The sequence below is a fragment of the Pseudomonas sp. NPDC078700 genome (genome assembly GCF_044542375.1).
Lineage (GTDB): Bacteria > Pseudomonadota > Gammaproteobacteria > Pseudomonadales > Pseudomonadaceae > Aquipseudomonas.
This window is the reverse complement of record NZ_JBITUI010000004.1, coordinates 291,104-302,787: the sequence shown is the minus strand read 5'-3', so window position 1 is coordinate 302,787 and position 11,684 is coordinate 291,104. Positions and strand designations below refer to the sequence as shown.

The window sequence follows — 11,684 nt, the reverse complement described above, 5'->3', positions numbered from 1 at the left end:
CGCGCCCGGCGTGCCATTGACGGTGCCGGGTTTACCCCTCTTTCTAAAGGAATCGCTACATGGCTCGTGTGTGGATAGATGCCGACGCATGCCCGCGAGCTGCGCGAGATCAAGTGGTGAAGTTCGCACTGAAGCGCGGCTTTGAAGTGGTGCTGGTTGCAGGGCAAGCGCAGCCTCGCCCCAATTTTGCCTGTGTGCGCTTAATTGTGGTGCCGAGCGGGCCGGATGCCGCCGATGACTATCTGGTTGAGTATGCGGTTCCTGGTGAGTTGGTGATTTGCAGTGACGTGCCGCTGGCTGACCGTCTGGTGAAGAAGGGTGTGGCAGCGCTCGACCCGCGTGGCAAAGAGTTCGATGAGCGCAACATGGGCGAACGTCTGGCGGTGCGTAATTTGTTCACTGACTTGCGCGAGCAAGGCCAGGTGGGTGGCGGACAAGGGGCATACTCAGACAAAGACCGTCAGCAGTTTGCCAACAGCCTGGATCGCATCCTTACCCGTTTAAACCGCACCTAAAGTTGTACAGCGTCAAGGCCAGACTGCGCATGAACGGATATAGGCAGCTCGATAGATTAGTCAGTATCAGCATAGGCCTGAGCTCACTTCAGCACTGCTAGCCACACAAATAGGTGCCGGTACCCACAGCGACCAGCGTGCCATCGTCGCTGTGCAGTTCGCTGCGCACCACAGCGACCTTATTGCCGGAGCGCAACAATACGGCGCTGGCAACAAAGCGCTGGCCACGCCCCGGGCGTAAATAGTCTACCCGAAGATCGATGGTACCCAGCTTGGAAAGCCGCGCCATACGCTCACTGCTTGAAAGGTGTTGGTGGCGTTCAAATGCGCCGATCAATGCCATTGCGCCGCCAGCGACATCCAGCACCGAAGAGATAACGCCGCCATGCAAAATGCCGTGAATAAAGTTGCCGATCAATTCATCTTTCATGGCAAAGCTCATAAGCACTTGCTCACAAGAGAGCTGATCAATCTCAATGCCGATCACGTTGTTGAACGGAATTCGCTGAAAAAAACTTTTGACCGCTTGCTCTAGCTCATCGGTCAGTTCGAAGGGTTGCGGGGGCATTGGCAGCTCACATAAGCAAAGTATTGGTTACGCTGCCCCACTCTATTGGCCCTGACTAGAGGCGCGGCAGGAGTGCCGCGCTCATTGGCCGGATAACCCGACAAATAGCTCTCCAACACCGGGTTTTACATCACTTGATGGGCTCTTTATGCGTCATCTCAAGCACTCGGTCGACCAGTTTATAGATGCCTGATGCAGCTTCGCTGATGGATTGGGCGAGCATATAAGCGGGAGTCGTCACCAGTTTGCGGTTCTGGTCTACAAATATCTCACTGACCTCACAATCGTGATGGACTGCGCCCATGGCCGTGAGTGCGCTGGCGGTATCTGGGTCGTTGCCGATGGTGCAATTGACGCCCTCGCCGAAAAAACGCGCTGCCATGGCTGGAGCAATACACATCAATCCCACGGGTTTATTGGCTGTGACAAAGCTTTGCACAGCCTTTAGCACGTCAGGTTGCACCGTGCAGTTGGCACCTGTGACAGCAAAGTCAGAGAGGTTTTTCGCAGCGCCAAAGCCGCCCGGCATGATGAGTGCGTCGAAGTTATCAGCGCTCAGCTCTTGGACATTTTTGACTTCGCCGCGGGCGATACGCGCCGACTCGACTAAAACGTTGCGCTTTTCACCGGTTTCATCGCCAGTTAAATGGTCAACCACATGCAGTTGGTCGATGTCTGGCGCGAAGCATTGAACTTGGGCTCCGCGCTGGTCTAAACGCAATAAGGTAATCACACTTTCCTGGACCTCGGCGCCGTCATACACACCGCAACCGGATAGAATCACCGCTACTTTTTTATGCATTGCGTACTCCTAATTGCGCTAGGCCGGCTGGCACTCTGGACCTTAGGTCTGAATGTGATCCGGCACCCCAACAAGTGTGTGGCAGGTCGTGCGGCGCGAAGTAAGCGCGCTATGAAAGCTTCGACTCTTAATTTCTCGGGATGTTGCATATGGCCATGTCTGTCTTTGCTCGCTATACCTTGCCAAGAGAGAGCTGTTGAGGACAACATAACTGTCGTCAAATGCCACTGAATTTGGCTTGTTCAGCCGCGAACGAGCGGCACGGCTGAACTATGCTTTTAGAGTCAAAATAATAATAGTCATTAGCGGCTTAGATATGAATTACATCCTCTATGCAGTGCCATTTTTCTTTCTGCTGATCGCCCTTGAACTCATTGCGGATCGCTGGCGAGGCGTGAGCACTTACAACCTGTCCGACTCGATCAACAGTATGAGCGCTGGCGTATTGTCGACCACGGTTGGTTTGGTGACAAAAGTCATTGGTTTGCTCACCTATACCATTGCCTGGGAGCATTTCGGCCAGTTTGAGTTGGCTGCAGACAGCCTTTGGGTATGGGTATTTGCCTTTGTTTTCTATGATTTTTGTTATTACTGGAATCATCGTTTAGGCCATGAGCGCAGTGTGCTTTGGGCCGCGCATTCTGTGCATCACCAAAGCGAGGAGTACAACCTCACCACCGCGTTGCGTCAGACCAGCACGGGTTTTATCTTTGGTTGGATTTTCTATCTGCCGATGGCACTAATTGGGGTGCCACCTTTGGTATTTCTGGCGGTGGCATCGCTGAATTTACTGTATCAATTCTGGGTTCATACCCGTCATATCCCTAAGCTGGGCTTGTTTGAGTGGGTCTTTATCACGCCATCCAACCACCGGGTGCATCACGCGCAAAACCAGATCTATATGGACCGTAACTACGGTGGCGTCTTTATCCTCTGGGATCGTTTGTTTGGCTCCTTCCAAGAAGAGCTCGACGAACACCCTGTGGTATTTGGCGTAACCACGCCATTGGCCAGCTGGAATCCTCTGTGGGCCAATTTGCAGGTCTATGCGGCGCTGTGGGAAGACGCCAAGCGTACGTCATCAACCTGGGACAAACTGCGGATATGGTTTATGCGTACGGGCTGGCGTCCGGCAGATGTTGCGGCAGCCTATCCTCAAGCCAAGCCCGACCTCAGCCAGTTTGTGAAGTTTGACGTGCCGCTGAGCCTCTACCGTAAAGTCTACGCAACGGTTCAATTTGGTGTATATGTGCTGGGCGGTAGTTACTTTATGGCTAACGCTGGGCAACTGAGTGTGCTGGCTCTCTTGGCTGGTTGTCTCTGGGTCGGGTTTGGCCTGTACAGCATTGGCATGTGGCTGGAGAACCGTGACTGGGCAATGCGCCTTGAGCTGTTGCGGCTTGCGCTTAATCTGCCATTGCTGTGGCTGGCAGATCTTCAGGGTGTGGTCGCCATGGGCGGGTTGGCTTGGCTTCTGTTGGCGGTCTACAGTGCCTTGAGTTGTCTTGCCTTGCTGGCAGAGCGGCGTCATGACCACGCCGTTGCCGCCTGAGTTGGGTTGCGCTGACTAGTTGGATGAGTGGTCGGGAGCGTCAGCAGCCTGTAACGCTGCAGATTGTTTGCGCGCCTTACGCAGCCTGTATAACCACAGGCTCAAGCCGATCACGGCAAGGCTGCCTAGCAGATAGAACTCATAGTGGCGAAGATCGCCAAGTACTGACTGCAAGGCACTGCCGAGGTGATACGCGGCGTAGCTAATGCCTATCGACCAGACGGCTACGGCAATGCTGTCTAGCACTAGGTAGCGGCGCCATGAGTAGCCGGATAAGCCTATCGCGACTGGCATGACCATGCGCATGCCATAAATAAACCGGAAGCTCAGAACCCATAGGTCGGTATTGCGCCGCAGGTGATGCAGAGCCTTGTCGCCAGCTTTTTGCCATTTAGGCTTTTTCGCCAGTAATCTGCGGCCATGGCGTCTGCCTAGGAAGTACCACCATTGATCGGTCGCCAGGGTCCCGCAGAATGCAAAAAACGCCACCCACTCAATCTTTAAATAGCCTTGCAAGGCCAAGTATGCGCCGAGCAATACCGAGGCTTCGCCCTCAATAAATGTGCCCAATACCAGCGCCAAATAGCCGAACTGATGAAGGAAATTCTCAAGCATTAAGGTGCCTCGATCGTGAAGGCGCCTAGATTACTCCTTCCGCTGCTCGGGAAGTACTCGGCTATGCTCGACGGCACCGGGCTGGATGGTCACAATAACTCGATTAATTTGTGCCCAAGTCCCTGCCTGCTTGGTCTGATAGGTTGAGCGCAGCTGTTTTGAGCCGAGATGCGACGCGCAGTCGCACTGAGCGGAAGGCTGTCATTAATTGGTCATAATGTTCGTTTATAACTGTCACACTCGCCCGTCGCTACGGGCTATGGAGTCTGTCGTGAGTTTTACCCCCGCCAACCGTCTGTTTCCTGCCACACGCCTGCGCCGTAACCGTCGTGATGATTTTTCCAGGCGTCTGGTGCGCGAGAACCGCCTGAGTGTTGATGACCTTATTCTGCCGGTGTTCGTGCTTGATGGTGAAAATCGCCGTGAGCAAATCCCATCAATGCCAGGGGTCGAGCGCCTAAGCATCGACTTGTTGCTGCAAGAGGCTGAGAAGTGGGTCGGGCTGGGTATTCCCGCCCTGGCTTTATTTCCGGTCACCCCGCTTGAGAAAAAAACCTTAGATGGCTGCGAAGCCTGGAACCCTGAAGGCATTGCTCAGCGCGCTATCCGTGCCTTGCGTGAGCGCTTCCCAGAGCTTGGCGTAATCAGCGACGTCGCATTGGACCCATTCACCACCCATGGTCAGGACGGCATCCTTGACGCCGACGGCTATGTGCAGAATGACATCACTGTTGATGCGCTGGTCAAGCAAGCGCTGTCCCATGCCGATGCCGGTGCCCAGGTTGTGGCACCTTCAGACATGATGGATGGACGTATTCAGGCCATCCGTGAAGCATTGGAGCTGGCTGACCACAGCAACGTGCGGATCATGGCGTACTCTGCTAAATACGCCAGCGCCTACTACGGGCCATTCCGTGACGCCGTGGGCTCAGCAGCTAATTTGGGTAAAGGCAGCAAAAATACGTACCAGATGGATCCGGCCAATGGCGATGAGGCGCTGCATGAAGTGGCGGCTGATCTGGCTGAAGGCGCGGATATGGTCATGGTTAAACCAGGCATGCCGTATCTTGATATCGTTTGGCGCGTTAAACAGGAATTTAAGGTGCCTACGTTTGTCTATCAAGTCAGCGGCGAATACGCCATGCACATGGCGGCTATCCAGAATGGCTGGCTCAGCGAGGCGGTGATTCTTGAGTCGTTGACTGGCTTCAAACGAGCAGGTGCTGACGGTATTCTGACTTACTTTGCCGTGCGTGCGGCCGAACTGTTAAAACAAGGGCAATAGCCCTCGGGAACCCCGCGAATGAACACCGAAGGATTGACTGAATTGCAAACTGAAACGCCGGCTGCTGTTGAGGTTCCGGTAGACGTTACCGAGACGCCACCTGCTGCGCCTGTTGTTGCGGAGGTGCATCCGGCACCGCCAATGGTGGTGCCGAGCCTGGATGACAGTAGCCTGTATATCCACCGTGAGCTGTCGCAGCTGCAATTCAACATCCGCGTGCTTGAGCAGGCGCTGGACGAGTCATATCCTTTGCTGGAGCGTCTGAAGTTCTTGCTGATCTTCTCCAGCAATTTGGACGAGTTCTTCGAGATTCGCGTCGCGGGCCTGAAAAAGCAGATCACCTTCGCCCGAGAGCAAGCGGCTGCCGATGGCTTGCAGCCGCATCAGGCGTTGGCGCGTATTTCTGAGCTGGTGCATGAGCAGGTCACGCGTCAGTACAGCATTTTGAATGACACCCTGTTGCCAGCCCTTGAAAAGCACAACGTGCGCTTTATCCGCCGGCGGCATTGGAACACCAAGATCAAGGCTTGGGTGCGGCGTTTTTTTCGCGACGAAATCGCGCCGATCATTACCCCTATCGGGCTTGATCCAACGCACCCATTTCCACTGTTGGTGAACAAAAGCCTGAACTTCATCGTTGAGCTTGAGGGTGTTGATGCTTTTGGTCGCGACTCAGGTTTGGCGATTATCCCCGCGCCACGCTTGCTGCCGCGGATTATCCGCGTGCCGGAAGAAGTCGGCGGTGCAGGGGACAACTACGTATTCCTTTCATCAATGATCCACGCCCATGCGGATGACTTATTCGTCGGCATGAAGGTCAAGGGCTGTTATCAATTCCGGCTGACCCGAAACGCCGACTTGTCGGTGGATACCGAGGATGTTGAAGATCTGGCGCGCGCCTTGCGCGGCGAGCTGTTCTCGCGTCGCTACGGTGACGCAGTGCGCCTTGAAGTGGTGGACACCTGCCCAACTAATCTCAGCGATTACTTGCTCAAGCAATTCGGTTTGGCCGAGAGCGAGCTTTACCGTGTTGGCGGCCCGGTAAACCTGACGCGATTGTTCAGCGTCACCGGCTTGGAAAGCCACCCGGAGCTGCAGTACACCCCGTTTACGCCGGTTATTCCGAAGCTGCTGCAAAACAGCGACAACATTTTTAACGTTGTCAGCAAGCAAGACATCCTCTTGCTGCACCCTTTTGAATCATTTACGCCGGTTGTCGATTTCCTTCGTCAGGCCGCTAAAGATCCGCACGTTCTGGCGATCAAGCAAACGCTGTATCGCTCGGGCGCGAATTCGGAGATCGTTGATGCGCTGGTTGAAGCAGCGCGCAACGGTAAAGAGGTTACGGCGGTCATCGAGCTGCGTGCACGTTTTGACGAAGAGTCCAACCTGCAGCTAGCCAGTCGCTTGCAGGCTGCGGGTGCCGTGGTTATTTACGGTGTTGTCGGCTTTAAAACCCACGCCAAAATGATGCTGATTCTGCGCCGCGAAAGTGGCGACATTGTCCGTTATGCACACTTGGGCACAGGTAACTATCACGCTGGTAACGCTCGTCTTTACACGGATTACAGTTTACTGACGGCAGACGTTGCGCTCTGTGAAGACGTCTCGAAAATGTTTAGCCAGTTGATCGGCATGGGTAAAACCCTGCGCATGAAAAAGTTACTGCATGCGCCGTTTACCTTGAAGAAAACCTTGCTCGACATGATTGCCAAGGAAACCTTGCTGGCCACTGAAGGCAAGCCTGCGCACATCATGGCCAAGTTCAATTCGTTGACTGATCCCAAGATCATCCGGGCCTTGTACAAAGCCAGCCAGAGTGGGGTCAAGATTGATTTGGTCGTGCGCGGCATGTGTTGCCTGCGCCCGGGCATTCCTGGCGTCTCGCACAACATTCAGGTGCGTTCGATTATTGGCCGCTTCCTCGAGCACACGCGGGTTTTCTACTTCCTCAATGAAGGCGAGGAGAAAATTTACCTGTCGAGTGCTGACTGGATGGAGCGCAACCTCGATAAGCGGGTTGAAACTGCGTTCCCGGTTGAGGGCAAGAAGTTGATTATGCGGGTCAAGAAAGAGCTGGAAATGTACCTCAGCGACAACACCCACAGCTGGGTCTTGCAGCCTGATGGGCGTTACCTGCAAAGCAGCCCAACGGGCAACCAGAACCCGCGCAGTGCGCAGGCCGGGTTGCTTGATAAGCTAACGGTGCCGCTGGTTAGCGCACGCTAAGCTCGATGCCCACGCGCTTGAGCCATTCCGCTTCCTGGGTGAAGTCAGCCTGAGTGAGCGGGTTGGCCTCTAGCCAGCCATCCGGGAAACGGTACTCAAGGCTTTGGCCTGAGGCTTTTAGCTCGACTTTGGGCATGTCTTGAGTGCTGCGGATGTGGTGGAACAAAATCGCAAAGCGCAGCAGCACGCACAGGCGAATCAACTTGATGCCTTCTTTGCCAAACTCGGCGAGTTTGTCTTTGGGAATATTGCGCCGGTGGCCGCGTATCAGCAACGCCAGCATTTGTTGGTCAATGCGTGAGAAGCCCGCAAGGTCGGAGTGCTCGACCAAGTACGCACCATGCTTGTGGTATTGGTAATGGGCGATATCTAAACCCAGCTCGTGGACCCGCGCTGCCCAGACCAGCAGTTCTTTATGCCAATCCTCTCTCAGTGACCAGGCCTTTTCGACCTGGTTGAGGGCTTCCAGCGCTTTTGATTCAACGCGAGCAGCTTGATCAAGGTCAACGTGATAGCGCTCCATCAAAGCGCTGAGGGTGCGTTCACGGACATCCTCATGGTGGTGGCGACCCAGCAAGTCATAGAGTACACCTTCACGCAGAGCGCCTTCCGAATGCGACATGCTAGTGAGATCGCAGGCATCGAAGATGGCTTCCATGATCGCTAGGCCCGCGGGGAAAATGCCGCGCCGATCCACTTTAATCCCGTCGAGATCGAGTTTGTCTATCTCGCCAATCTTCAGCACTTTGCGCTTGAGCCAGGCCAGCCCTTCGCTGTTCACTTCGCCCTTACCCAAGCCAGCCGCCTGGATGGTCAGGCCGATCGCTTTGATGGTGCCGGAAGCGCCAACGGCTTCCTCCCAGCCCAAGCGCCGCAATGCATGCTCGATGCCCATTATCTCAAGGCGTGCAGCGGTGTAGGCCTGCGCATAACGGGCTTGAGTAATCTTGCCGTCTTTGAAGAAGCGCTGGGTGTAACTGACGCAGCCCATCTGCAGGCTTTCGCGCAGCAACGGCTCAAAACGCTGACCGATGATGAACTCGGTACTGCCGCCGCCGATGTCGGCGACCAGACGCTTACCCGGCGTGTCGGCAATGCTGTGGGAGACGCCCAGATAAATAAGTCGCGCCTCTTCACGGCCGGAAATCACTTCAACCGGATGGCCAAGTACGGCTTCAGCCCGCTGAATAAACTCCGCGCGATTGCGTGCCTCACGCAAGGCATTGGTGCCGACGATGCGTACCGCGCCTTGGGGCAGGCTGGCGGTGAGTTGAGCAAACCGACGCAGGCAGTCAATGCCGCGCTGCATCGCCTCTTCGTTGAGAAGCCGCTCATCATTGATACCGGCGGCGAGTTGGACCTTGTCGCCGAGACGTTCAAGGATGCGAATCTCGCCATGATCGGCTTTGGCTAACACCATATGAAAGCTGTTAGAACCAAGGTCGATAGCGGCAATCAATGGGAATGACTCATTAGCATTTTCTGGCATGGCATGTGATATCTCGATGCTTAACTCGCTCATCGTGCCACGATCAACTGATCACGCCAACGCCTAGCACTTCGCAAGCAGGTCTTTTTACGGGGCATAAGGCCTGATAGCGCCTGTCCAACTGATGCACATGGCCTTGCGATCGAGTGATATTGATTTCCATCGACACATTTTGCAGGCCAGAGGTAATCAATCCATGCTCGGGATTGTCAGGTCTAGCGCTGATATTGTCCTTGAACGTCAGGCGTTGCCCCGAACGATGGAAACCTAGAAGGAACCTACTAAGATTTTTAAAGCGCTTGGGCGGCGTGCAAAAAAGGCCGACGCAGAAGGCGATGCAGCCGCCTGTACGCGCTGCTGCATTGCGCGCCGGTATCGCTTTTGTCACGCTCGGAGACTAGTGTGATATGGAAATTGTATTGAGTTATTAATAAACGCAATTGTGCTTTTCTAGCTGTGACGGAAAAGCCGCGTTATGATGTCTGCCAATTTTGTTGCTTCCGAACACGGAGATTTCCATGAGCGAATTCATCACCAACGTCAGCGACGCAAGCTTTGACCAAGAAGTTATCCAAGCCGAAGGCGCTATTCTGGTCGACTACTGGGCTGAGTGGTGTGGCCCGTGCAAAATGATTGCACCAGTTTTGGACGAGATTGCCCAGACTTACCAAGGCAAACTTAAGGTCTGCAAGCTGAACATCGACGAGAACCAAGACACGCCACCGAAGTACGGCGTGCGTGGTATTCCTACACTGATGCTGTTCAAGAACGGCAACGTTGAGGCGACCAAGGTTGGCGCACTGTCGAAATCGCAACTGACTGCGTTCCTAGATAGCAATATCTAAGCGGTTATGCGCAAAAGCCCCGAAAAAATCGGGGCTTTTTTGTATTTAAAGGCTAGACGTGCGCATTTGCACGATGTTACATTCGGCCTCGCTGTATTTCCTATACAGCCCCCTGCATAGCCGTCGCCGACGCATTCCTTTTCGAATCATTTCGCGATCCAGTCGCCTTCAAGTGCGGCGCGGCCTCCCAAGCTAATAGCTTATTTTCCCTCCTCACAATGATTACGTCATTCCTATGAATCTGACCGAACTCAAGCAAAAGCCGATCACTGAACTGCTCGAAATGGCCGAACAGATGGGCATCGATAACATGGCCCGCTCGCGCAAGCAGGATGTGATCTTTTCGTTACTGAAACGACACTCCAAAGGCGGCGAAGAAATTTCCGGTGATGGTGTACTGGAAATTCTGCAGGACGGTTTCGGCTTCCTCCGTTCCGCTGATGCCTCGTATCTCGCGGGCCCAGACGATATTTACGTCTCGCCAAGCCAGATCCGCCGCTTCAACCTGCGTACTGGCGATACCATCGTTGGTAAAATCCGCCCGCCTAAAGAAGGCGAGCGTTACTTCGCACTGCTCAAGGTCGACACGATCAACTACGACCGTCCTGAGAACGCGAAGAATAAAATTCTTTTCGAAAACTTGACGCCGTTGTTTCCAAACAAGCGCCTGGTTATGGAAGCTGGTAACGGCTCCACGGAAGACATTACCGGTCGTGTTATCGACCTGTGTGCGCCGATTGGTAAAGGTCAGCGTGGTCTGATTGTCGCCCCGCCAAAAGCGGGCAAGACCATCATGCTGCAGAACATTGCCAGCAACATCACACGTAACAATCCTGAGTGCCATTTGATCGTTCTGCTGATCGATGAGCGCCCGGAAGAAGTGACTGAAATGCAGCGCACAGTGCGCGGCGAAGTGGTTGCTTCGACCTTCGATGAGCCACCAAGCCGCCACGTGCAGGTTGCTGAAATGGTGATCGAAAAAGCTAAGCGTCTGGTTGAGCACAAGAAAGACGTGGTCATTCTGCTCGACTCAATCACGCGTCTGGCACGGGCCTACAACACTGTGATCCCAAGCTCCGGCAAGGTGTTGACCGGTGGTGTTGATGCTCACGCTCTGGAGAAGCCAAAGCGTTTCTTCGGTGCCGCCCGGAACATCGAAGAAGGCGGCTCGCTGACCATTCTGGCGACTGCGTTGGTTGAAACCGGCTCGAAGATGGACGAAGTGATTTACGAAGAATTCAAAGGTACCGGTAACATGGAACTGCCTTTGGATCGTCGTATCGCTGAAAAGCGCGTTTTCCCTGCGATCAACATCAACCGTTCCGGTACCCGCCGTGAAGAGTTGCTGACAGCAGAAGACGAGCTGCAGCGCATATGGATTCTGCGTAAGTTGCTGCACCCGATGGATGAGATTGCTGCCATTGAATTCTTGATCGACAAGCTTAAAGCGACCAAGACTAATGAAGAGTTCTTCATGTCCATGAAGCGTAAGTAATTGGCTTGCGGCCGTGTGTGCTGCGGTGATGCCGCGTTAGAAATTACCTCGGCGTGCTTATGTACTACTCGTACACTGCGCGGCCTCGGTAATTTCTGCCTTGCCTGACCTTTGCACACGCAGCCTCGGTTTGCGGTGAGTCGTGTTTAGATCAAGTGACTTGTTGCGCTGTAAGATTCGCAAAAGCCGGGTAATCAGTACTGATCCCGGCTTTTGTGTTTGTGTGAATTGGCTTTTGGCCTTCTGAATAACCGAGCGGGGCGTTAAACTTTACGCTTCGATGGCTCTG

General features: G+C 54.2%; 10 protein-coding genes. 6 read left to right on the top strand and 4 right to left on the bottom strand.

Annotation, left to right across the window (positions count from 1 at the left end; genetic code table 11):
* Positions 1 to 59: 59 nt before the first annotated feature.
* A complete protein-coding gene (locus tag ACIGCM_RS15520) occupies positions 60 to 515 on the top strand; it encodes a YaiI/YqxD family protein (RefSeq protein ID WP_397502980.1) in 456 nt (151 codons plus the stop codon).
* A gap of 97 nt (positions 516 to 612) precedes the next feature.
* Here the strand turns inward: ACIGCM_RS15520 and ACIGCM_RS15515 are convergent, their stop codons facing one another.
* Positions 613 to 1,083: a thioesterase family protein gene (locus tag ACIGCM_RS15515; RefSeq protein ID WP_397502979.1), complete on the bottom strand. Its 471-nt coding sequence runs from the start codon at positions 1,081 to 1,083 to the stop codon at positions 613 to 615.
* Positions 1,084 to 1,213: 130 nt separating this feature from the next.
* Positions 1,214 to 1,885, bottom strand: coding sequence for an isoprenoid biosynthesis glyoxalase ElbB (gene elbB / locus ACIGCM_RS15510; protein WP_397502978.1), 672 nt, complete (start codon positions 1,883 to 1,885; stop codon positions 1,214 to 1,216).
* Between the two features lie 316 nt (positions 1,886 to 2,201).
* On the opposite strand from elbB, the gene ACIGCM_RS15505 reads away from it, so the two are divergent.
* Entirely contained in the window at positions 2,202 to 3,437 is a 1,236-nt protein-coding gene (locus tag ACIGCM_RS15505; RefSeq protein ID WP_397502977.1) for a sterol desaturase family protein, read from the top strand.
* A 15-nt stretch (positions 3,438 to 3,452) separates the two neighbouring features.
* Here ACIGCM_RS15505 and ACIGCM_RS15500 read toward each other — a convergent pair whose 3' ends face one another.
* Positions 3,453 to 4,052 (bottom strand): DedA family protein, encoded by a 600-nt coding sequence (locus ACIGCM_RS15500; RefSeq protein WP_397502976.1) that lies wholly within the window; start codon positions 4,050 to 4,052, stop codon positions 3,453 to 3,455.
* 271 nt (positions 4,053 to 4,323) lie between these two features.
* Here ACIGCM_RS15500 and hemB point away from each other — a divergent pair, with 271 nt between their 5' ends.
* Entirely contained in the window at positions 4,324 to 5,337 is a 1,014-nt protein-coding gene (hemB, locus tag ACIGCM_RS15495; RefSeq protein ID WP_397502975.1) for a porphobilinogen synthase, read from the top strand.
* 18 nt (positions 5,338 to 5,355) lie between these two features.
* Positions 5,356 to 7,566: a polyphosphate kinase 1 gene (ppk1, locus tag ACIGCM_RS15490; protein WP_397502974.1), complete on the top strand. Its 2,211-nt coding sequence runs from the start codon at positions 5,356 to 5,358 to the stop codon at positions 7,564 to 7,566.
* On the opposite strand, the gene ppx is transcribed toward ppk1, so the two are convergent.
* Positions 7,553 to 9,055 (bottom strand): exopolyphosphatase, encoded by a 1,503-nt coding sequence (gene ppx, locus ACIGCM_RS15485; RefSeq protein WP_397503315.1) that lies wholly within the window; start codon positions 9,053 to 9,055, stop codon positions 7,553 to 7,555. The genes ppk1 and ppx overlap by 14 nt on opposite strands.
* A gap of 518 nt (positions 9,056 to 9,573) precedes the next feature.
* Here ppx and trxA point away from each other — a divergent pair.
* Positions 9,574 to 9,900 (top strand): thioredoxin TrxA, encoded by a 327-nt coding sequence (trxA, locus tag ACIGCM_RS15480; RefSeq protein WP_339488867.1) that lies wholly within the window; start codon positions 9,574 to 9,576, stop codon positions 9,898 to 9,900.
* Positions 9,901 to 10,135: 235 nt separating this feature from the next.
* Positions 10,136 to 11,395 carry a transcription termination factor Rho gene (gene rho / locus ACIGCM_RS15475; RefSeq protein WP_397502973.1) on the top strand — a complete coding sequence of 420 codons (1,260 nt, stop codon included), beginning with the start codon at positions 10,136 to 10,138 and terminating at the stop codon, positions 11,393 to 11,395.
* The last annotated feature ends 289 nt before the right edge of the window (positions 11,396 to 11,684 follow it).